The sequence below is a fragment of the Rheinheimera faecalis genome, from assembly GCF_021290965.1.
Classification (GTDB): domain Bacteria; phylum Pseudomonadota; class Gammaproteobacteria; order Enterobacterales; family Alteromonadaceae; genus Pararheinheimera; species Pararheinheimera faecalis.
In genome coordinates, this window is the sequence record NZ_JAJOYT010000002.1 from 445032 (window position 1) to 467188 (window position 22157).

The 22157-nt window shown below is 46.7% G+C and carries 16 protein-coding genes; 13 read left to right on the forward strand and 3 right to left on the reverse strand.

Annotation, left to right across the window (positions count from 1 at the left end):
• Window positions 1–2 precede the first annotated feature (2 nt).
• The 11 genes from LSG34_RS05610 (at window position 3) to pelA (ending at window position 15164) form a co-directional block, all read left to right on the forward strand.
• Window positions 3–1043, forward strand: a complete 1041-nt coding sequence (locus LSG34_RS05610; RefSeq protein ID WP_233007849.1) for a LacI family DNA-binding transcriptional regulator — start codon at window positions 3–5, stop codon at window positions 1041–1043.
• Window positions 1044–1191: 148 nt separating this feature from the next.
• A complete protein-coding gene (locus LSG34_RS05615; RefSeq protein ID WP_233007850.1) occupies window positions 1192–4101 on the forward strand; it encodes a ligand-binding sensor domain-containing diguanylate cyclase in 2910 nt (969 codons plus the stop codon).
• Between the two features lie 199 nt (window positions 4102–4300).
• A complete protein-coding gene (locus LSG34_RS05620) occupies window positions 4301–5740 on the forward strand; it encodes a glycoside hydrolase family 28 protein (protein ID WP_233007851.1) in 1440 nt (479 codons plus the stop codon).
• A gap of 54 nt (window positions 5741–5794) precedes the next feature.
• The gene (locus LSG34_RS05625; RefSeq protein ID WP_233007852.1) at window positions 5795–7342 is read left to right on the forward strand and encodes a UxaA family hydrolase; all 1548 of its coding nucleotides are present in this window, start codon (window positions 5795–5797) and stop codon (window positions 7340–7342) included.
• A 9-nt stretch (window positions 7343–7351) separates the two neighbouring features.
• Window positions 7352–8776: a glucuronate isomerase gene (uxaC, locus tag LSG34_RS05630; RefSeq protein WP_233007853.1), complete on the forward strand. Its 1425-nt coding sequence runs from the start codon at window positions 7352–7354 to the stop codon at window positions 8774–8776.
• An 11-nt stretch (window positions 8777–8787) separates the two neighbouring features.
• Window positions 8788–10287, forward strand: coding sequence for a mannitol dehydrogenase family protein (locus LSG34_RS05635; protein WP_233007854.1), 1500 nt, complete (start codon window positions 8788–8790; stop codon window positions 10285–10287).
• Window positions 10284–10940, forward strand: a complete 657-nt coding sequence (gene eda / locus LSG34_RS05640) for a bifunctional 4-hydroxy-2-oxoglutarate aldolase/2-dehydro-3-deoxy-phosphogluconate aldolase (protein ID WP_233007855.1) — start codon at window positions 10284–10286, stop codon at window positions 10938–10940. Before LSG34_RS05635 ends, eda begins: the two co-directional genes overlap by 4 nt.
• A gap of 22 nt (window positions 10941–10962) precedes the next feature.
• Window positions 10963–11913 (forward strand): sugar kinase, encoded by a 951-nt coding sequence (locus LSG34_RS05645; protein ID WP_233007856.1) that lies wholly within the window; start codon window positions 10963–10965, stop codon window positions 11911–11913.
• A 13-nt stretch (window positions 11914–11926) separates the two neighbouring features.
• Window positions 11927–13549 (forward strand): NADP-dependent glyceraldehyde-3-phosphate dehydrogenase, encoded by a 1623-nt coding sequence (locus LSG34_RS05650; RefSeq protein ID WP_233007857.1) that lies wholly within the window; start codon window positions 11927–11929, stop codon window positions 13547–13549.
• Between the two features lie 18 nt (window positions 13550–13567).
• Window positions 13568–13957 (forward strand): VOC family protein, encoded by a 390-nt coding sequence (locus LSG34_RS05655; RefSeq protein ID WP_233007858.1) that lies wholly within the window; start codon window positions 13568–13570, stop codon window positions 13955–13957.
• Window position 13958: 1 nt separating this feature from the next.
• The gene (gene pelA, locus LSG34_RS05660) at window positions 13959–15164 is read left to right on the forward strand and encodes a pectate lyase (RefSeq protein ID WP_233007859.1); all 1206 of its coding nucleotides are present in this window, start codon (window positions 13959–13961) and stop codon (window positions 15162–15164) included.
• A gap of 74 nt (window positions 15165–15238) precedes the next feature.
• On the opposite strand, the gene LSG34_RS05665 is transcribed toward pelA, so the two are convergent.
• Both LSG34_RS05665 and LSG34_RS05670 read right to left on the reverse strand, forming a co-directional pair.
• Entirely contained in the window at window positions 15239–15679 is a 441-nt protein-coding gene (locus tag LSG34_RS05665) for a helix-turn-helix domain-containing protein (RefSeq protein WP_233007860.1), read from the reverse strand.
• A 204-nt stretch (window positions 15680–15883) separates the two neighbouring features.
• Window positions 15884–17512: a methyl-accepting chemotaxis protein gene (locus LSG34_RS05670; protein WP_233007861.1), complete on the reverse strand. Its 1629-nt coding sequence runs from the start codon at window positions 17510–17512 to the stop codon at window positions 15884–15886.
• Window positions 17513–18189: 677 nt separating this feature from the next.
• Between LSG34_RS05670 and LSG34_RS05675 the strand changes: the two genes are divergently transcribed.
• Entirely contained in the window at window positions 18190–19143 is a 954-nt protein-coding gene (locus LSG34_RS05675) for a porin (RefSeq protein WP_233007862.1), read from the forward strand.
• A gap of 74 nt (window positions 19144–19217) precedes the next feature.
• Here the strand turns inward: LSG34_RS05675 and LSG34_RS05680 are convergent, their stop codons facing one another.
• On the reverse strand, window positions 19218–19727 hold the full coding sequence (locus tag LSG34_RS05680; protein ID WP_233007863.1) for a TIGR00645 family protein: 510 nt from the start codon (window positions 19725–19727) through the stop codon (window positions 19218–19220).
• A gap of 180 nt (window positions 19728–19907) precedes the next feature.
• Between LSG34_RS05680 and LSG34_RS05685 the strand changes: the two genes are divergently transcribed.
• Window positions 19908–22067 carry a S46 family peptidase gene (locus tag LSG34_RS05685; protein ID WP_233007864.1) on the forward strand — a complete coding sequence of 720 codons (2160 nt, stop codon included), beginning with the start codon at window positions 19908–19910 and terminating at the stop codon, window positions 22065–22067.
• Window positions 22068–22157 lie beyond the last annotated feature (90 nt).

Sequence of the window (22157 nt, forward strand, 5' to 3'; positions counted from 1 at the left end):
GGATGATACAAAAAAGTTCGACCATTAATGATGTCGCCCGTCTGGCTGGTGTGTCGAAACGCACTGTGTCGCGGGTGATCAATGGCTCTTTGAGTGTGGGTGACAGCACCAGAGTCCGGGTTGAAAAAATCATCGCTGAACTGAATTATTCGCCAAACACTCAAGCCCGTGGTTTGGCTTCGAGTCGTTCTTATCTGTTAGGACTGATTTACGATAACCCGGATGCGTTGTACTTAGATGACGTACAACGTGGGGTGCTGGAGATATGCTCCACCCTGGGTTATGAGTTGGTGGTGCACCCTTGTCGTTATCGCAGTGAAACCCTGGTGCAGGACTGTCTGAACTTTATCAACAGATCCAAGCTGGATGGTGTGATAGTGCTACCTCCTGTGTCTGAATTGGAGTCTTTGGCTGAAGCACTGAAAAATGCCGGACGGCCTTATGTGCGATTGACCTCTGTCGCTATTGATGAACCTCAACATATAGTGGTGTCGGATGATCGATCGGCAGCCGCAGAAATGGCTCGTTATTTTGCACAGTTAGGTCATCAGGACATTGCTTTTATCAGCGGTCCACAACGCTATAAATCATCCACAGAGCGGATGGAGGGATTTAAATTAGGTTTATCGGCCTACGGTATTACTCTTAAAGCTGAGCGCATTATGGAAGGTAATAATACCTACGAAACCGGCATTGAATGCGCCCGTAGCCTTTTGAGCCAAACACCTTTGCCTACAGCAATTTTTGCCAACAACGATCAGATGGCAGCTGGTGTGCTAAAAGTAGCGCATCAAATGGGCATTGCCATTCCAGATCAGTTGTCTGTTGCTGGTTTTGATGACAACTTACTGGCATCCAGAGTCATACCTGCTTTAACTACTATTCGTCGTCCTGTTCGACAAATGGCGCAGCTGGCGACCACTAAGATGATTATGGTGATTGAGCAAAATGATAAAGCTGCACAACAAGTTGCAGCAAAAGTGGCTCCAACTCTGGTGGTGCGCGAGTCTACTGCTCAGGCCACTAAAGCGGCGGCATCCTAGCGTCACAGCGTATTTTAGTTTTCCCGGTTTCAAAAATAGAGTATGGTGGTGTTATTAGAAAAAATGAAACCATCTGCTGACTGGGATGGCGCTGATGTTAATTTTTATCAAATCTATCAAATCATCTGGCAAAAAAAGTAGCGGGGTCGTGTTCGCGCTGCTTTTACTGCAGTTATTTTTAGCCTTTCCTTTTTCTGCTTCTGCTGCCACAGCAGTCCTGACTGATTACTTCCGTGAAAGCTGGAGTACTCGTCAGGGGCTACCTCATAACACCATAAACAGCATTAGCCAGACTCCGGATGGTTACCTTTGGTTTGCAACCTGGGAAGGTGTGGCCCGCTACAATGGTCGCGAATTTAAAGTCTTTGGCCGTGAACAACAAACAGGCTTACCGGATTCCGGCATCAGAGCTTTGCATTTGGATCCCAAAGGCCGTTTGTTATTAGGTGGCTCCCGTGGTGGTATGGCGCTGTTGCAGGATCAACAATGGCGGCCTGTCGATCCTGTGTCTTCATTAGTCAATGAAGTACGGGGTGACGCCAAGGGGCAGCTTTGGGTGGGCACTGAAGGGGGCGGTTTATTCTGTTTGCAAACAGACGGTTCCCGTCAGCAATGGACCCGGCATCATGGCTTACCCAGCAACACTATCTATAGTCTGTTACATGATAAGCAAGGTGGGCTTTGGGTAGGAACAGCTGAAGGTTTGGCCTACTTGCATGATGGCAAATTAACTAAGGTAGCAAACAGCCCTAAATCACCTGTTTTTGCTTTAACTTTTTACAAAAATCAGTTGTATATGGCCACGGAGCGTGGCTTGTTTCAGCAGCAAGGTGAAGGCTTTGTTTTAGTACAGCCTGAACTGCAGCACACAGCTATTTCCAGATTATTGGTCGATCACCATGGTGATTTATGGATAGGCACTGTTGAGGAGGGCATTTTTCGCTTAAGTAATTACGGCTTAGAACAGCTAACCGCTAAACAGGGTATGCCGAACAACAGAGTACTCACCATTTATGAAGACAACGAGCACAGCATTTGGCTTGGCACCAATGGTGGTTTATTCCGTTTGCGTGATGCTCCTTTTGCGACTTTAAGCACAGAGCAGGGTCTGCCTGACAACTTTGTCCGTACTGTATTGCAACATTCAGATGGCAGTATCTGGATTGGTACAGCGCGCGGCGTGGCGCGTTACCTGAATGGGAAGCTGCTGACAGAGCAAAACCTGCTGCCAGAACAATCAGTGTTGAGCCTGGCCGAAACCGCAACAGGTGATGTGCTGGTTGGCACTTACTCTTCCGGAGTCTTTCAATACAGCGAGGGTAAGCTGACAAAACTGCTGGACCGCAGTTCAGGTTTATTATCCAACGAAGTTCGGGCTATTTTGCCTTTGCAGGATGGTTCTATCTGGCTGGGTACAGCACAAGGCCTGAATCATTATCAGGCTCAGCAGATGCAGAGTTACACCACAAGGGAAGGCTTAACGGCTGACTTCGTGGTGGCTTTGCATAAGATTGGTGATGTGCTCTGGATAGGCACAGGCACAGGTGTAACCCGTCTTGTGAACGGCAAGTTTGAGCCTTTGCCGTTGTCGCAGCTCGATCAAACTGAATATGCCTTTGATTTTTTCGAACAAGCTGAACAAAAGCTGCTGTGGTTGGCTACAGATCGTGGTTTAGTGCGTTATCGGTTAGATACGGCTGAGTTGTCTCTGATCGGCCGTAAGGCAGGTATTCCTTTTGATAAAATTTTTCAGGTGCAGGCCGATTTACATGGCAATCTTTGGCTGAGCAGTAACAGGGGCATTTTACGCATCAGTCAGCAAGATGCGAATGCAGTGGCTGATGGCACTGCAACCAGTATTGCTTATGAGCTCTATGGCGAAAGCGACGGTATGCTCAGTGCTCAGGCTAATGGCGGTTCAAACCCTGCCGCTATATTGGCCCAGGATGGTGCTTTATGGTTCGCTACAGCATCCGGTGTCAGCAGAGTTCAGCCTGATCGTTTGGCTGTGTTTGCGGAAGCAACACCTCCTGTGGTGTTAGAAGAACTGCTGGTGAATGGTGTAGCGCAAAAAATCGATGACAGTATTGAATTACCGCCAGACAGCGACAGGGTGGAATTACATTTTGCAGGTTTAGGTTATGTGATGCCTGGCCGTATCCAGTACCGCAGTCAACTGATTGGTTTTGATGCGAACTGGCTGGACAGAGGCCAACAGAACTTTGCCGAATATACCAATCTGGCGCCGGGCCGTTATGAATTTCAGGTGCAGGCAGCAAATCCCGGCGGAAAATGGAGTGAAACAGCCCGCATCGAACTGATTAAACAGCCGTATTGGTGGCAAACCCGCAACTTTCAGTGGTTAAGCGCTTTATCTTCGATAGCTCTGTTGTTGTTATTGGTGTACTGGCGTATGTCCAGCTTGCGCCATTCAGAGCAGCGTTTAAAGCGTCAGGTGGCGGAAAAAACCGCAGAGCTGCAACAAAAAGCCAATAGCCTGCAAGCGGCAGATGAAGAGAAATCCGCTTTGTTGGCTCAGTTACATCAGCAGACTTTAGCCCTGGAATTACAAGCCAGGCAGGATGGTTTAACTGGCCTTGCTAATCGCCGCGCTTTTGATGAGGTGTTAAGTAAAGAATTTATGCGTTCACAACGTTTAAAGCAGTCTATGGCTTTGGCTTTTATAGATATAGACCATTTTAAAAAGATCAACGATACCTGGTCGCATAATGCCGGTGATTTGGCATTGGTGGCTATAGCTGAAAAAATCCGTCAGCATTCCCGCTCAGTCGATTGTGCCGCCCGTTGGGGTGGCGAAGAGTTTGCCTTATTAATGCCCTCTACCAGCCTGGAACAAGCGCAGTTGGTTTGCGAACGCCTGCGCGAGGAGATCATGTTATTAGACTGGCTGGATATTGCAGATGGGATATGCATTACCGTCAGTATTGGTATTGCGATCAGTGATGAATTAAATGACGCCAAACAACTGCTGTTTTTAGCGGATCAGGCTTTGTATCAGGCCAAACAACAAGGTCGCAACAGAGTCTGCGCTGCCTGATCTTTAGACGGATTCGCTGCATTTTAATTTCAATAATGGAATCTTCTTTCCGAACTTCTCTGACCAGTTGCTATCGGTGGCAAAATTTTATGTCAATCTATTGCTACCGGTGGCAAATGCGTTATTATGCTGTTTAAACAGGCATAAAGCAGACGAGTTCCAATGGCTTTGTGCAGATAAAACAAAGATGGAATAATGGATGCTACTACCTGATCTGAAAAAACGTTTTTTACTCAAAGCTGGTATCGCTACTGCAGCGTTGCAGCCTTTGCTTAGTTTTCAGGTCACGGCAGCGGCCGCCAAAGTTGTAGATCCAATCTGGACTGTTGCAGACCACATACTAAGGGATTTAAAACTTACTTCTTTTCCAGACCGTGATTTTGTCATCACAGCCTTTGGTGCTGAAAAAAATCAACGCTGTGATGCTGCGATAACCAAAGCCATAGCGGCTTGTCACGACGCCGGTGGTGGCCGGGTGGTTGTGCCTGAAGGTGTCTGGTCTACTGGTTCTGTGCATTTAAAATCCAACGTCAATTTGCATCTGCAAAAAAACGCTGTTTTATCTTTTGTCACCGATCCACAGGCATATTTACCTCTTGTATTCACCCGCTGGGAAGGGGTGGAGCTGATGGGCTTTTCGCCATTAATTTACGCGTATCAGCAGCAGAATATTGCGATAACAGGTGAAGGTATTCTGGAAGGTAATGCCAGTGGCGACAATTGGTGGCCCTGGAAAGGGGTATGGAAACATACGCCCTGGAAACTTGACCCTGCAACTGATCAAAAGCCTGGCCGTGATCAGCTGTTTGCTATGGCGGAAGCTGGTGTGCCGGTCGAAAAACGCATTCTGGACAATAACAGATTAAGGCCACCTTTTATTCAGCCATACCAGTGCGAGCGAGTGTTGATTGAAGGCGTGACTATCCGTAATTCGCCGTTTTGGCTGATTAATCCTGTGCTTTGTAAAGACGTAGTGATACGTGGAGTGAATTGTGTCAGTCATGGTCCAAATTCCGATGGCTGCGACCCTGAATCCTGTCAGCGGGTACTGATTGAACATTGCCTGTTTGATACAGGGGATGACTGCATCGCGTTAAAGTCTGGCCGCAATGCGGATGGTCGCCGTTTGGCTACTCCGGTTCAGCAAGTGGTGATCCAGGATTGCCTGATGAAATCCGGTCATGGTGGTGTAGTGATCGGCAGTGAAATCTCAGGCGGTGCCAGGCAAATATTTGCCCGCCGTTGTCGTATGAGCAGCCCTGATCTGGAACGGGGTTTACGTATTAAAACCAATTCAGTGCGAGGCGGTTTAATTGAGCAAGTTGCAGTCGATGATATTGAGATTGGTGAAGTAAAAGACGCTATTGTTATTAACTTCTACTACGAAGAAGGGGATGCAGGTCAATTTTTACCTCAAGTCAAAGATCTGAGTATCAGTAACTTTAGAGTAAAAAAGGCCCAACGTGCTTTTGAAATTCGTGGTTTACCCCGAGCCGGTATCAGCGGTATCCGGATGACGGATGTCAGCTTTGGCCAAGCGAGCTTAGGTGTATTGGAACATACCAGTGATTTTAAACTGGAAAATGTCAGCCTGAATGGGAAAGCACTCACTACGGCTCAGCTCAAACAAAGCGGTTAGTATTTTTTTAACTTAATTTTGCCACCGATAGACAAGCTATGTAGCAGGTTGAAAATGACAGAACAAACAAAAGGTTGTAGCCCATATATTGCCGACCCTTCAGCTATTCAGCTGAGCCTGTTGCAGGTGCATCCACGCGATAATGTACTGGTGGTATTGCAACCTTTGTCTGCAGGCCAGCCATTAATTGAACCCTGGCAAGAGGTGCAGGCCAAAGAGGATATTCAGCCAGGCCATAAAGTGGCGTTGAAGCTGATTAAAAAAGGCGAAGCTGTGATCAAATATGGTTACGCCATAGGAGTCGCAAAGGACGATATTCCCTCTGGTAGCTGGGTGCATTCACATAATCTGAAAACCTTATTGTCTGATCAGATTGAATACCAGTATCAGGGCTGCAAGGCTGATGATTTAGCTTTCCCAACCGAATTACCCACACATTTTATGGGTTATCGCCGTGCCAATGGCAGAGTAGGTACCCGCAACGAGTTATGGATTGTAAATACAGTAGGCTGTGTCAATCGTGCTGCAATGAAAATAGCCGAAAAAGCCAATCAACAATTTGCCGGTTTAACAGATGGTGTCTTTGCGTACACTCATCCATTTGGTTGTTCTCAGTTAGGTGATGATTTAAACCATACCCGCGCTGTATTGGCTGGCCTGATGCAAAACCCGAATGCAGGTGCTGTGCTGGTGCTGGGTTTAGGCTGCGAAAACAATCAACTGGCGGCTTTACTTAAAGCCTGCCCTGAACTGGATCAAAGCCGTTTACGCTCTTTTAATGCCCAGCAAGTGGAAGACGAACTAGAACAAGGCCTCGAGGCTGCAGCAGAACTTATTCAACAGATGCAGCAGGACCAACGTACAGCCTGTCCTGTATCCGATTTAGTGGTCGGTATGAAATGTGGTGGCTCCGACGGCTTAAGTGGGTTAACGGCAAATCCCCTGGTGGGCCGTATTGCCGATTTAGTCTGTGCTGCAGGCGGCAAAGTAGTGCTGACCGAAACTCCGGAGATGTTTGGTGCCGAACAAGTGTTGATGAGCCGTGCTATCAACGAAACCGTGTTTTCCGACATAGTCACTTTGGTCAACGACTTTAAACAGTACTTTATCGATAACAAACAGCCTGTTTACGAAAACCCAAGCCCGGGTAATAAAGCCGGTGGTTTAACTACATTGGAAGAGAAATCCTTAGGCGCCATTCAAAAAGGCGGCTCTGCCAAAGTGACACAAGTGATCCCTTATGGCGCTTTAGTGCAGCAACAAGGCTTAACTTTGTTGCAAGGTCCTGGCAACGACGCTGTGTCATCTACAGCTTTAGCTGCCAGTGGCGCGACCATGCTGCTGTTTACCACGGGTCGTGGCACACCGCTGGGTTTCCCTGTGCCTACGGTTAAAATTTCGTCCAACAGCGATTTAGCCAAACGTAAACCCCAATGGATAGATTTTGATGCCGGCGCTTTGTTGCAACAAGGCCAGAATGCTAAGGATTTTTCCTACCAGTTTTTCCGCTACCTGATCGATATCGCCTCAGGCAAGCAGACCCAAAACGAATTATCAGACAACAAAGAAATAGCCATTTGGAAAAATGGCGTGACCCTGTAAGGAATTTATATGGCCAACTTTAAACCTTTAGTACTTGATCAAGACAGATTATTTCCGGCCGATCCAACAGTTCGCGCCATAGCCAGACGTTTGTATGCCGGCATTAAAGACTTACCTATTGTCAGCCCGCACGGTCATACCGACCCAAGCTGGTTTGCCAGCAATGCCAATTTTGATAATGCCACCAGCTTACTGCTGCTGCCGGATCATTATGTGTTCCGCATGCTGTACAGTCAGGGGATTTCACTGGAATCTTTAGGGATCCGCACTAAAGACGGCACACCGGTTGAAACGGATTACCGCAAAATTTTCCACACTTTTGCCAAAAATTATCACTTGTTCCGTGGCACGCCTTCACGCATTTGGCTCGACAGTGTATTTCATGATGTCTTTGGTTTAGAGCATGCATTAAGTTCAGATACCGCTGATTTGTATTACGACAGCATCAACGAGCAGTTGGTCAAACCTGAATTTAAGCCCCGTGCTTTGCTGGATAAATTTAATATCGAACTGATTGCGACGACCGAAGGCGCAGTGAATTCGTTAAAACACCATGCAGCTTTAAAAGGCACAGGTTATGAAAAACGGGTGATCACCACCTTTAGACCAGACGATGTGATAGACGCCGATCGGGCTGATTTTCTTGCCAATATCAAAAAACTGGCAGAGCAAACAGGTCAGGATACCCATAGCTGGCATGGTTATTTACAGGCCCTGCGTATTCGTCGACAGTTTTTCCGCGACCACGGCGCTACAGCCACGGATCACGGTCACCCCACAGCCAAAACGGCCAATTTATCTGAGCATGAAGCAAGCAGCCTGTTTCAGCTCTGTTTATCCGGTACTGCCAGTAAAGAGCAAACCGAGTTATTCCGTGGCCAAATGCTGACCGAAATGGCTGGTATGAGTATTGAAGATGGCATGACGATGCAAATTCACCCTGGTGCCTTTCGTAACCATAACCCGTCGATTTTTGAGCGTTTTGGTGCCGACAAAGGCGCGGATATTCCAAGTCCGACTGAATTTGTCAGCAACTTAAAACCCCTGCTGGATAAATACGGCAACAATGCCGCTTTGAAAATTATTCTGTTCACCCTGGATGAAACTACCTATGCCCGTGAACTGGCGCCTTTGGCTGGTCATTATCCGGCTTTAAAACTGGGTCCAGCCTGGTGGTTCCATGACAGCCCTGAAGGTATGTTGCGTTTCCGTCATCAGGTCACTGAAACCGCAGGTTTTTACAACACAGTAGGGTTTAACGACGATACCCGGGCTTTCTTGTCTATTCCGGCCCGTCATGATGTGGCTCGTCGTATTGATTGTCGCTTTTTAGCAGGTTTGGTGGCTGAACATCGCTTAAACGAAGACGAAGCGCATGAACTGGCACAGCAACTGACTTATCAGCTGGTAAAACAAGCCTATCAGCTGGATTAAAAGGACAAGCCATGAGTATTGATATTCCTCGTTTACAGCCAGCGTTACTGGAACAGCTGCAAGGCAAACTGAAATTGCCAGCCTATGACCCTTCCGCCACAGGCATAGGCATAGTGCATATTGGCCCTGGCGCGTTTTTTCGGGCGCATCAGGCCTGGTACACAGATCTCGCGCTGAAGTACGGCGGTGACTGGGGCATTTCCGTGGTATCGATGCGCTCCAACGATTTAGCCAAAGCTTTAACACCGCAGCAAGGTTTATACAGTCTGGTATTGCTGGATAAAAAAACAGAGTACCAAGTGGTCGGCTCTATTCGTGAATTGCTGGTCGCTGCAGAGCAATACGAGCAGGTGTTGCAGCGTTTAGCAGCACCCACCAGCTTTTATGTGACTTTAACCATCACAGAAAAAGGCTACTGCTTAAATACCTTGGGTGAGCTGGATTTAACCCATGCCGATATTCAGCACGATTTAGAAACTAACGTGAAAGCCCGTTCAGCTATAGGTTTGTTAGTGCAGGCATTGGCTTTGAGATTCGCCGCCAATGTGCCACCTTTTGTCGTGCTGAGCTGCGATAACCTGACCGACAATGGTCATAAATTGCGTAATGCCTTGCTTACCTTTGCACGACAAAAGCAACCCGCTTTAGCCAACTGGCTGGAACAGCAACTGTTATGCCCTTGTACCATGGTAGACAGCATTACGCCTGCCACAGATGAAATGTTACCAAAACAGCTGGTGGCAGAACTGGGGTATCAGGACAACTGGCCTATTAAACGCGAAAAATTCTGTCAGTGGGTGATTGAAGATATTCTGCCAGCCCACAGACCTGCCTGGCATCAGGTCGGGGCTACTTACACTCAGGACGTCAAAGCTTTTGAAAAAGCCAAACTGCGGTTATTAAACGCGCCACATTCGGCTTTGGCTTATTTAGGTTCTTTGTGTGGTTTGGAAACTGTGTTTGATGCGATGCAGCAAACACAGCTACGCAACTTTGTGCAGAAACTAGCCCAGGAAGAGATTATCGGCTCTTTCCATGCGCCGGCTGAATTAAGCCCTGCAGAGTACAGCTCTGATATTTTCCAGCGTTTTGATAATCCGGCTATCCGGCATTTGCTGGCTCAAATTGCATGGGATGGCTCGCAAAAGCTGCCGATGCGGGTCTTTCCAATTATTCTGGATAATTTAGCCAGTGGTCGTTCCATTCAATTATTAAGTCTGGTGGTTGCCAGCTGGCTGCTGTTTATCCGACTGCGTTATCAGCAACAACCAGATACAGCGTTAGTCGACCCGTTATCAGCAACCTTATTGGATTGTGCTGCTGCTTGCACTGGTGAGGCACAGACTGACACCAGATTGTTTTTAGCCTTAGGTCAGGTATTTCCTCCGGCTTTGCAGCAGTCAGACAGCTTTAAAGCAGAATTGTCTGCAGCTTACCAACAGCTTTGCCCATTATTTTTAGCACCCCAAGGCACAGATATTGCCGCTTTTTTACAGGATATCCTTGAATGACCTCTTTATCTTCCTTACTCAAAGGTGGTTTGTTGCTGCCTATTATTCAGGCCGAGCAACCAGCCCAGGCTGTGGCTATCGCTAAAGCCATGCAACAAGGTGGAGTTACAGCAGTGGAAGTGGTGTTGCGCACAGCTGCGGCTTTAGATTGCATCAGTGCTATTCGTGCTGAAGTGCCGGAGCTTTTAACTGGCGCAGGTACTATTTTATCGGCCAAAGATGCAGTGAATGCCAAAGCGGCTGGCGCTCAGTTTTTGGTCAGCCCTGCCAGTACGCCGGATTTACTCAAAGCCATGATCAATACCGAACTTGCATTAGCACCGGGTGTGGCTACACCCTCTGAAATGGCGATGGCATTGGAAATGGGGTTAACAGAGCTGAAGTTTTTCCCTGCGCACTTAGCAGGCGGTATTGAAATGCTGAAAGCCCTGGCAGGCATATTTCAGCAAGTTAAATTTTGCCCGACTGGTGGTGTACATTTAAATAATCTGGCAGATTTTTTAGCCTTACCTAATGTGTTTGTCGCTGGTGGTTCCTGGTTGTCTCCTAAAGATCTGGTGTTACAACAAAACTGGGCTGCTATTACTGAATTAACCCGTCAGTCTGTTGCCATAGCTGAACAAAGCCGGGTGCGGCATAGTCAGGTTGCCTGAAGCTGAACTTAAGGATCCATCCATGAAACAAGTCATTATTTTTGGCGAATGTATGGTCGAGTTATTCCAGCTCGTGGATAACGTCTACCATCAGGCTTTTGCCGGGGATGTTTATAACACTGCTGTGTACTGTAAACGCAGTGCGCCGCAGCAGCTGAATCTGAAGTTTTTATCTGCAGTGGGTACAGATTTAGTCAGCGACAAACTGATCGCTCAACTGGAACAGGAAAAACTCGACAGCTCCCTGGTGCTTCGCACAAAAACAGCCCGGCCTGGTTTATATATGATCAACACCGACTGTTTTGGTGAGCGCAGTTTTGTCTACTGGCGTGACAGCTCTGCTGCTAAACAAAGTCTTGCGCTGTTCCGTCAGCACAACACTATTGCCGACTTGTTGCCTGCGGATCTGTTTTATTTCTCTGGGATCAGTCTGGCTATTTTGTCGCCAGAGGATCGCAGCTATTTGTTTGAAATAATTAAAGAGTTAAAACAAAACGGCGTGCAGATCGTCTTTGATCCTAATTACAGACCCGCACTTTGGCCCGATGCCGAAATTTGCCGGGCTAATTTTGATCAGGCTTATGCCTTGTCTGATATAGCTTTGCCTGGGCTGGACGACCATAAAGTGCTTTACGGCAGTACCTCTGCAGCCGATGTTTTGGCGCAACTGCAGAAGCTGGGTGTCAAAGAGATTATCGTCAAAAATGGCCCTGCTGGGGTGCTGGGTTATAGCGATGGCAAAAGTTTCCAGAGTCCGGCTGTGCCTGTGAAAAAAGTGGTAGATACCACAGCAGCTGGGGACTCCTTTAATGGCGGCTATCTTTCCGGACGATTGAATGGTTTATCGCCATTAGCTTCGTGCCAGTACGCCGCGGCTTTAGCCAGTTTTGTGGTAGAACACACCGGAGCTATAGTTACTAAAGAACAATTCCGTAGTTTTTCTGGTCGTTTTAATTTGAACACATTTAGCTAAAAGGAAATTTGTCATGTCTGCTGATCTGTCTTTGTATTTTCCAACCCAGGCTGAAATACCGGCCCAGTGGCAACTCACAGGTCCGATAGAGCAGCGTGACTATTTACTCAACGGCAAACTCTGTCAGTGGCAGGGCGATTTAGCTCCTGTCTATAGCCCGGTAGCGCTTAGAAATAGTGCTGGTGAACTGACTCCAACTTTATTAGGTGCTACGCCTTTAATGGACGAAACTGCCGCCAAAGCCGCTTTGGATGCAGCCCTCAAAGCTTATGATTTAGGCCGTGGTGTCTGGCCCTCTATGGCGGTGATGGAAAGGGTGGTGGCAGTAGAGAAATTCCTTGCGGCTATGCTGCTGCAACGTGATGCTGTGATCCGTTTATTGATGTGGGAAATTGGTAAACCTTTGCCTGATGCAGCCAAAGAGTTCGACCGCACCTGTGATTATATCCGCGATACGATACAAGCCTTAAAACAGCAAGACCGCAGTGCCAGCCATTTTGTGATAGAGCAGGGCACTTTAGGCAAAATACGCCGGGTTGCTGTGGGTGTCGCACTTTGTATGGGGCCTTTTAACTACCCGCTCAATGAAACCTTTACCACTCTGATCCCTGCTTTGATCATGGGCAACACTGTTATTTTTAAACCCGCCAAATATGGTGTTTTGCTGATCCAACCTCTATTAAAAGCCTTTGCTGAATCCTTTCCGCCGGGCGTTATTAACGTGATTTACGGTCGTGGCCGTGAAACTGTTGGTGCCTTAATGGAAAGTGGCAGTGTGGATTTATTTGCTTTTATCGGCACCAACAAAGGCGCCAGCGATTTAAAAAAACTGCATCCGCGGCCACATCGTTTGCGTGCTGTGCTTGGGCTTGATGCCAAAAATCCAGCCATAGTGTTGCCGGACGCCGATTTAAATCTAACGGTCAAAGAAGCTGTGATGGGGGCTTTGTCCTTTAATGGCCAGCGCTGCACTGCGTTAAAAATCTTTTTTGTGCAGCGTTCAGTCGCCGATGCTTTTGTGCAAAAACTGTCAGAGGCCATCAGTGCTTTGCAGTTGGGTTTACCCTGGACTGACAAAGTGCAAATTACGCCTTTGCCTGAACCTGGCAAAGTAGACTTTTTAAAGGGCTTAATCGCCAATGCCATAGAGCATGGCGCTAAAGTGATGAACCCTGAAGGTGGCCAAAGTGCGGGCTCGTTAATGCGTCCTGCTTTGCTCTATCCGGTCAATAGTCAGATGAGGTTGTATCAGGAAGAGCAGTTTGGCCCTTTAGTGCCAGTGGTGCCTTACGACGATATCAGCGAAGTGATCCATTATGTGATCCACTCAGACTACGGTCAGCAACTGAGTATTTTTGGCCAGGACGCGCAGCAAATAGGTGAACTGGTGGATATGTTCGCTAATCAGGTGGGCCGCATTAACATCAATAGCCAATGCCAGCGCAGTCCGGATAGTTTCCCTTTTACCGGCCGGAAAAACTCAGCTGAAGGCACTTTGTCGGTGGAAGATGCCTTATTGCAGTTTTCTATCCCCACTCTGGTGGCCTGTAAATACAACCCTGAACAAATAGCGCTGATGAAAGAGATGATCAAACAAGGTTCATCCCAGTTTTTAGCCACAGATTTTCTGTTTTAGCCCGATGGGAAAAGCAGCATGAGATTTGAGCATCTGGCGTTAAATGTCGCTGAACCTAAAGCTATGGCTGCCTGGTACTGTCAGCATTTAGGGCTACGTGTCAGGCGTGCTTTACCGGATCAGGCTCAGACGCATTTTCTGGTCGATGACAGCGACCAGATGATGCTGGAGATTTATTGCAATCCGGCCGATCAGGTGCCGGATTATCCGAACATGCACCCCTTGTTATTGCATTTGGCCCTGGTCAGCGTCGACCCTTATGCCGACAGCAAAAGGTTGCAACAGGCAGGTGCACAGCAGGTCGATGAAGTGAATTTAGCTGATGGCTCTTTGCTGGTGATGCTGCGTGACCCCTGGGGGCTGGCAATACAGCTGTGCCGACGTGGTGCCGCTTTGAATCAGGCTTAAGATGTTAGCGCTGCGTGCAGCTTTATGGTCTCTGAGTCTTGTCGCAGCTACTTCTGCTGCAGAGCCACTCACCCTATCCTGGCGGCAGCAGTTGGTATTGGATCCAGAGTGGCAGCAGTATTTTTCACGTTCAGAGTATTTACGCCAGTTAGATCAACAGCAACTACAGCAAGAATTGACCCAGCTGCACCAACACGCTCCGACCTTGCCTGCCAAAGATATGAAGTTTGGTTTTCCGCTCCAACCCAACCCTGCCTTCTGGTTATCTGCTGAAGCCAACCGTATTGCTAAAGTGATTTTGTCTTTTCAGACCCCTTCAGGTGGCTGGAGCAAAAGAACTGATATGGCAAGTCAACCTCGCCAGTCAGGCCAGCTGTACGGCACTGAAGTGGACTATATTCCTACCTTCGATAATGATGCCACCAGTACACAAATTCTCTGGCTGACCGCCTTTTTACCTTATGCCAGTGAGGCAATGAAGCCAGAGCTGCAACAAGCTATTAAACGCGCTATTGGTTTTGTGTTGGCCGCTCAATACCCCAATGGTGGTTTTGCTCAAAGCTACCCGCTGCGTGGTGGCTATCATGATGCAATCACTCTGAATGATCATGTGATGACGGAACTGCTGAAGTTATTAAACAAAGTCGCAACAGAGCCGCAGTTTGCTTTTGTAGAAAGCTCCATCAGGCAGCAAGCGAAGCAGCAGTTTTTACGCGGCATAAAGCTGCTGTTAACAGCTCAAATCAGGTTGAACGGAGAGCTGACTGTTTGGGCGGCGCAACATCATCCAGTAACACTTGAGGCAGTAAAAGCCAGAGCTTATGAATTACCAGCTTTGGTCAGTAGCGAGAGTGCTGAAGTGACTTTGTTGTTGATGCAGCTGCCAAAACCCTCAGCTGCCGTGATCCAAAGTGTAGAAGCCGCGGTCGCCTGGTTTAAAGCCAAACAAATCCACAATACCGAAATGCAACGCAGTGACAGCGGTGTACGTTTTGTTGAAAAATCCGGAGCTAAACCTTTATGGGCCAGGTTTTATGATTTAGAAAAGCAGCAGCCGCTTTTTGTGGACCGAGATGGCCGTGTCGTCAGCAGTATGGCGGCGTTATCAATAGAGCGACAAAAGGGCTATGGCTGGTATCAATCTAATGCTGAAGCTGTACTCAAAGCTTATCCCGGCTGGAGGGCAGGGCTTGGTGTGCAGAACTAAGAAAAACAGCGGCTTTGCTATAGATAGGCAAAACCGCAGATCCTATACCCAAAGTAATAAGTACCAAGGGTATATTACCAAACTGAATATTTATCGCCCGCTCTGGTAAATAACGACACAACATAAGCTGCAGTAAATAAAACAAAGCTGGCGAAAAAGGCATTAGGCTGAAAAGGTGTCAGCAATAAAAAGCCAACACCCAATGCGACAGTGCCTTGTTCAATACGGATATTAAGTTTTCGTTCTGGTATTTTCAGCAAACCCGAGCCAAAAAAGTAACCTCTGAGCCAATACGGCACTTTTTCCCAGTCTTCTGTGGTTTTATCAATCACGGTGATCTCCTGTTCAAGTTGGGCAACATTCACTTCGAACACTGAAGCAAGAGACTTTAATGATTCCAGACTGGCTTTACCTCCAGCCTCAAGGCGTTGCACTGTGCGTACACTTAGCCCGGCCATTTCCGCCAGTTGTTCTTGTGACCAGCGTTTTTGATGGCGTAGTTTTTTCAGGATCATCGTTATCTCTTCTCTTCAATGAATGCCTATAGTGATACCACCATACCAGTGTCGGCCACGAATTGACCCCGACACTATAGCGACAGCAGATTAAAATCGAATGATTGAGTCATAATGAGCTCGCCTGTCTGATCATCGAATCCAAGACAAAACGATGCAATGCAAAGAAATACCCCAGCCAAAAGAAGGCCGGGGTAGGAGGCATTAAACTTTAAAACGTTTGACCATATCCATCAGTCTGGAAGCCATACCTGCCAATTCCTGACTGGCGGCGTTGGTTTGATTTGCGCCAGCCGAGGTCTGTACCGCTAAATCCTTGATAGCAACCAGGCTTCTGTCCACATCACGTGCCACATGAGCTTGCTCTTCTGAGGCTGTTGCTATCAGTAAATTACGCTCATTGATATGACTAACCGAGTGACAGATCTGCTCAAAGGCCTGACCCGCTTTGTTGGCCATTTCTACTGTATTGTCTGCAAGTCCTGTACTGGATTCTATCGACTGAACAGCTTTCGCTGTGCCCTGACGGATATGTGTAATTAACTGTTCAATTTCTTTGGTGGAGTTCTGAGTACGATGAGCCAAAGCCCTCACTTCGTCTGCAACAACAGCAAAACCGCGGCCGGCATCACCAGCTCGGGCTGCTTCTATCGCCGCGTTTAATGCCAGTAAATTAGTTTGTTCTGCCAAAGCCCGGATGACATCCAGCACCTGACCTATGTTGCCAGCCTGTATTGCCAGTTCCTGGACCAGCTCGGCAGAGGTCTTCATTTCCGTTGCCATTTTGCGGGTTTGAGCAATGGTTTGTTTCATCTCTTCAAAGCTGCGACTGGCCAGCTCATTAGATTCTCTTGATGCATCCGACGTGGATAACGCATTTTGCGCTACATCTTCTACTGCCACTGTCATTTCGTTGACTGCTGTCGCTGCTTGCTGCAGTTCAGCATTCTGTAAATCGAGGCCTTCAGTACTTTGTGAGGTGACAATACTCAGTTCTTCAGCTGCTGAGGCTAACTGAGTAGCGGTGTTATTGATTTGACTAATGGTGTCTTTTTGGCTTTGTTGTAAATGCTGCAGACCAGAAAACAGCGCACCAATCTCATTTTTACTCTCGACTTTGATTTGACTGCTTAAATCGCCTTGCGCCATCCGCTGAAAGTGCACTCCTGCCAGTTCCAGCGGTTGGATCAGCATTTTTTTAATTAAATACCAGCTCATGACTAAAGCGGCCAACGAAATAGCCAGAAAGATGGCACAAAGAATAGCGGTTGCGCTGTAGCGATCGGACGCTTCTTGCATAAAACTGCTGTTTTTGGTGCTGGCTTGTTCAACAAACTTTGCTACCATTTCTTGCGCTTTCACATTGGTATCACGAGCTTCCAGGTTTGCTGTCACATAACTTGCGCTGGTGCCTGTTTGCAGTTCTTTTGCTGTTTTTTCGATAGCAGCGAAGTACAAAGTAAAGACGCTTTGCATTTCTTTGACCAGCTCTTTGTTATCGCCTTTAAGTCCGACTTCAGCAAAAGCATTAAATTTATCTACAGCCTCTTTAAGGAATTTTTCACCACGTTGAGCGCTGACCTGAGCCTTATCGTCCTGCCCGCCTTCTTTTTCGATAAAACCACCAGCCAAAGCCAGCCTGCTGCGTAATAACATACCGTAGACATCAGAAATGGGATTCACTTGTAACACAGAGAGCTGGTACAAATCGGCCATACCTTCTTCGCTGGCTTTTGCGCTGTTCCAGGAGTAAAAGCTCAATATGGCCAGGCCGGCACTGAACATCAGAAGAATAGATAAAATTATATTTTTCAAATACATATCTTTGAACATGGTAACTCCTTGTCTCGAGGCTGTGATCAGTCTGTGACTGTTTAAAACTTGTGCGGAAAATAATCTAAAAGGCTTGTGATGAAATAATCCTATGTAATGTTGCATGAACATATGAATCTAACTACTGCTGATACTATAGAACATAATGACCGAAACAGAGATTCAATACAGAGAGATATAACCTGTGTTCGTATTTTGACATCTGCAACTTTATCCGCTAAAAACCTATAAAGCGTCATTTTTTGACAAATACTGAAGACATGAATTTATAAAATCAGCAGCATAGTATTATTTCAGTAGGGCTGTTGGCTGTACTTAAGGCTGTGATTGTTCATCTTGTTGTTTTTAAATGGATTTTATTTTTTATTTGACGGGTGCAGAAATGCTTTGCCCTCTATTCCAACTTTTATTGTATTGCTAACGATATTTTTCTGAAAATGGAGTTCACTTTTTTATAATTGGGGTCGCTTCGTTATTTGTATTCATCGGCAATGGAATTGGGTCAGTTTAAATCGGTATGAAATTTATGCACAGGTTGATGTTGTTAACTATGCTGATCGGATAGTGATACTCAGCAAAAAGTTTCAGTCGCATAAACTGTATATCTATTAGGTTTTGCCTAAGTCCGTTTGGATCATAAGTGCTGAATCTATAAAATAATAATTAAGGGGATGAATTTGAACAAAAGATATTGTGTTGCTCTTGGCTCGCTAATGGTGCTGAGTTCCGGAGCCCAGGCTTTTGAATGGGATGTCTACGGTAAGCTGGATCTGCAGGGGTTGTACGTAGATGAAGGCTTATATCGTTATTCCGATCAGGGGTGGCAAATTGAAGCGCCTTTTACCCGGCTGGGATTTAAGGCCCGACAGGAACTGGTAGATAATCTCGACCTGATCGTGGTTTATGAGTGGCAGGTCAATGGCCTGGACGATGCGAATAAAGGTCATCGCCTTGGTAGCCGCAATACTTATATTGGTTTTGCCGGTAATTGGGGGGAGTTAGTTTTTGGTAAAAACGACACCCGTTTTAAAAAATCCGAAGGCAAAATCGATTTATTTAACGAAACCCTGAACGATATAGCTCAGTTAAGTGCAGGGCAGGACCGACTTGAAAACATTGTGGGTTATCAGAGCCCTGTGATCGAAGGTTTTCAGTTTCAAGCCACCTACCAGACTGGTGCCAGTGATGAAGTCGCCGGTGGGTACGACTGGACTTTGAGTTATGGTGACTCAGGTTTTAAAGCCTACCCTTACTACTTTGCTTACAGTCAGGCGCGTGAGCTAAATAACCTTGATGCCGAACGTATTCTGGCTCATTTTAAGCTGATGGAGCTCTCAGGAGGCCAACTGTCTGCCGGTGTGATGTTGCAACACAGCGAGCATGTCACCCGTAATGTGGATGGTGACGCTGTGATGGCGCAGCTTGCTTATAAGCTTGAGGCTCTGACTTATAAGCTGCAATGGCAACGTGATGACAGTAAACTCCGTCACGCAGAAACCGGAACTTTGTGGAGTATAGGTGCAGACTATGCGCTGAACAGTGAGATGGTGATTTACACTATGTTCTCGACTCTGGACTTCGAGACTGAGCAGGACGAATCTGCAGCTTTAGGCTTTAAATACAACTTCTGATCTCAATCACTGAAGCCAAAAGCAATAGACCCGGCGTGCCGGGTCTATTATTTGTGACTGCAGATTAGAGCAAATCAAAAGTTATCTTTATTACCCGCTTCTTTGGTAATTTTATCCAGATAACCCATGGCAAAAGCCGAAAGCACAAAAGTCATATGGATCAGCAAATACCACATGATTTTGTCATTCGGGATATTTTCAGTATCCATAAACACTTTCAGTAAATGAATCGATGAAATCGCCACAATAGAGGCTGCGACTTTGTTTTTCAGCGAATTAGAATCCAGCTTGCCCAACCAGCCTAATTTGTCACCGTCACCTTCAATATCCAGCCGGGAGACAAAGTTTTCATAGCCGGAAAACATCACCATCACAATTAAACCACCGACTAATGTGATATCAATCAAGGACAGGATCACCAGAATTAAGTCCACTTCTTTCATACTGAAAATGATCGGCAGAATATGAAAGACTTCCTGAAAAAATTTAATGCCAAGTGCCAGCAATGCCAAACTCAGACCAAGGTAAATAGGCGCCATTAGCCAGCGGGTGGCGTACATCGCCTTTTCAATTAGTTGTTCCATTGCTTCTCCTGTCTTTTCAACGACTTCACTTTATGGGGCAAATAGTGCAGAAATTCAAGCCTCTGGCCGTTTTACTTTGCCGTAAAATATCGCACAATGAGCCCCGTTACCCGCAACGGTATCAGCACTGAGCTCTGATGCTGTTAGTTTGTCTGGGCCTTTATGCCAAGGAATTTCCGAATGAAAAAAACTCTGCTTGCGCTGGCTTTGTCCGTCGCCACTTTCGCCCATGCCGATGAAGGTATGTGGCAACCTCATCAGTTACCTGAACTTGAACAACTCCTCAAAGAAAAAGGTTTGGAAATTGATGCCAAAAGTATTGCTCAACTGACGGCGTTCCCTATGAATGCAGTCATCAGCCTGGGCGGATGCACTGCGTCTTTTGTCTCAAATCAGGGCCTGGTGGTGACGAATCATCACTGTGCTTACGGCAGTATTCAGCACAACAGCACAGCGGCTAACAACCTGCTGGCCAAAGGTTTTTTAGCGAAAGAGTTAGATGACGAATTACCTGCTGCTCCTGGTTCTAAAGTTTTTGTCACTCAGGAAGTGACCAATATCACAGCGCAAATTAATCAGGAATTGTCGCCAGCGCTGAAAGGTAAAGAGCGTTTTGAGAAAATTGACGAGCTGCGCAAAGAGCAGGTGGCAGCCTGCGAAACACCTGGTTATCGCTGTGATGTCTATAGCTTTCACGGCGGATTAGAATATTACCTGATCAAACAAATGGAAATCCGTGATGTACGTTTGGTGCATGCGCCAGCTTCAGGTATAGGTAAATTTGGTGGCGATATCGATAACTGGATGTGGCCACGCCATACAGGGGACTATTCGTTTTATCGTGCTTATGTAGGTAAAGACGGTCAGCCTGCTGATTTCAGCGCTGACAATGTACCTTTTACACCACCATCTTATTTAAAAGTGTCAGCTAAGCCACTCAAAGAAAATGACTTTGTAATGGTCATAGGCTATCCGGGCCGCACCAACAGATACAACTCGGCTGCTGAAGTAGAAAATCAGTTCACCCAGGTCTTGCCTTTATCCAAAGCTTATCGTGAAGAAGCTATAGCAGTGATTAAGCAGAATTCCGCCGAAGGCTCAGAAGCGCGTATTAAATACGAAAGTATTCTGGCGTCTTTAGCTAACTATGCAAAAAACTTCGAAGGCATGCTTCACAGCTACAACACTGGTGATATTCAGCAACGTAAAGACCAGTTTGATAAAGGACTAAACCTGTGGATTAAATCCAGCCCGGCACGTCAGGCTAAGTACGCGCCAGCTGTACGTAATCTGCAACAGCTGCTGGTGGAAGAGCAGGAAAACCAGCAACGTGATCTGATTTTAGGTTATTTAAGTTATGGCCAGCTGTTTAACACGGCGAAGCGTTTGTACCGTTTAGCCAATGAGCAGCAAAAACCAGATGCAGAGCGCGAAATGGGTTATCAAGAGCGTGATTTAGAACGTTTTTCTGCCAGTATGAAACGCTTATCCCGCAGCTTTGATGCCAAAGTGGAACAAGAGCTGATGCTGCATTTCCTGCAACATTACGCCAAATTGCCAAAGGATCAGCGTTTAAAATCTTTGGATGGTTATTTTGGGATAGGTTCTGATGAGCTGGATGTTGCAGCGCTTCGCACGAAGTTAGACGCTTTGTATCAGGCTACTAAGTTGTCGGATGAAGTGGAACGTTTAGCCTGGATGGGTAAATCGGTCGAAGATTTTAAAGCCAGTGAAGATCCACTGATCCAATACGCTGTTGCTATGTATGACACTGATATTGCATTGGAAAATGCAGAGAAAGAACATAAAGGCAAGCTGGCAGTGGCTCGTCCTCAGGTCATGGAGGCCATTATTGCCTTTAATAAAGCCAATGGCAAAGCTGTGTACGCCGATGCCAACAGCACCTTACGTGTGACTTATGGTTCTATCAAAGGTTATCAGCCAAAAGATGCGGTGTCTTATCAGCCATTTACCACGGCCGCTGGTATTTTGCAGAAGCAAACGGGTGTCGATCCATTTGATGCACCACCAGCTCAGGTCGAAGCTCTGAAAGAAGGCGATTTTGGCATTTACAAGGATGCGGTCTATAACAATTTGCCGGTCAACTTCTTAAGCACAGTGGATACCACAGGCGGTAACTCAGGTTCACCCACACTAAACGGTAAAGCTGAATTAGTTGGTTTGTTATTTGATGGTGTGATTGAAGGCATCATCGGCAACTGGGACTACGACCCTGCAACCAACCGCTCTATCCATGTCGACAGCCGTTATATGCTGTGGCAAATGGAGAAAGTAGATGGCGCGACTAACCTCCTAAAAGAAATGGAAATAGTAAAATAGCTTTGTAGGGGCGGGGCTTGTCCCCGCCCGTCTCAAATTCCAAACAAATCTTTATCAGGGCTTGTCCCCGCCCGTCTCAAATTCTAAACA

Bases quoted from the DNA above. Each gene is read 5' to 3' on its own strand.
- LSG34_RS05610 (WP_233007849.1), top strand. From the start codon at position 3: ATGATACAAAAAAGTTCGACCATTAATGATGTCGCCCGTCTGGCTGGT.
- LSG34_RS05620 (WP_233007851.1), top strand. From the start codon at position 4,301: ATGCTACTACCTGATCTGAAAAAACGTTTTTTACTCAAAGCTGGTATC.
- LSG34_RS05625 (WP_233007852.1), top strand. From the start codon at position 5,795: ATGACAGAACAAACAAAAGGTTGTAGCCCATATATTGCCGACCCTTCA.
- uxaC (WP_233007853.1), top strand. From the start codon at position 7,352: ATGGCCAACTTTAAACCTTTAGTACTTGATCAAGACAGATTATTTCCG.
- LSG34_RS05635 (WP_233007854.1), top strand. From the start codon at position 8,788: ATGAGTATTGATATTCCTCGTTTACAGCCAGCGTTACTGGAACAGCTG.
- eda (WP_233007855.1), top strand. From the start codon at position 10,284: ATGACCTCTTTATCTTCCTTACTCAAAGGTGGTTTGTTGCTGCCTATT.
- LSG34_RS05645 (WP_233007856.1), top strand. From the start codon at position 10,963: ATGAAACAAGTCATTATTTTTGGCGAATGTATGGTCGAGTTATTCCAG.
- LSG34_RS05650 (WP_233007857.1), top strand. From the start codon at position 11,927: ATGTCTGCTGATCTGTCTTTGTATTTTCCAACCCAGGCTGAAATACCG.
- LSG34_RS05655 (WP_233007858.1), top strand. From the start codon at position 13,568: ATGAGATTTGAGCATCTGGCGTTAAATGTCGCTGAACCTAAAGCTATG.
- pelA (WP_233007859.1), top strand. From the start codon at position 13,959: ATGTTAGCGCTGCGTGCAGCTTTATGGTCTCTGAGTCTTGTCGCAGCT.
- LSG34_RS05665 (WP_233007860.1), bottom strand. From the start codon at position 15,679: ATGATCCTGAAAAAACTACGCCATCAAAAACGCTGGTCACAAGAACAA.
- LSG34_RS05670 (WP_233007861.1), bottom strand. From the start codon at position 17,512: ATGTTCAAAGATATGTATTTGAAAAATATAATTTTATCTATTCTTCTG.
- LSG34_RS05680 (WP_233007863.1), bottom strand. From the start codon at position 19,727: ATGGAACAACTAATTGAAAAGGCGATGTACGCCACCCGCTGGCTAATG.
- LSG34_RS05685 (WP_233007864.1), top strand. From the start codon at position 19,908: ATGAAAAAAACTCTGCTTGCGCTGGCTTTGTCCGTCGCCACTTTCGCC.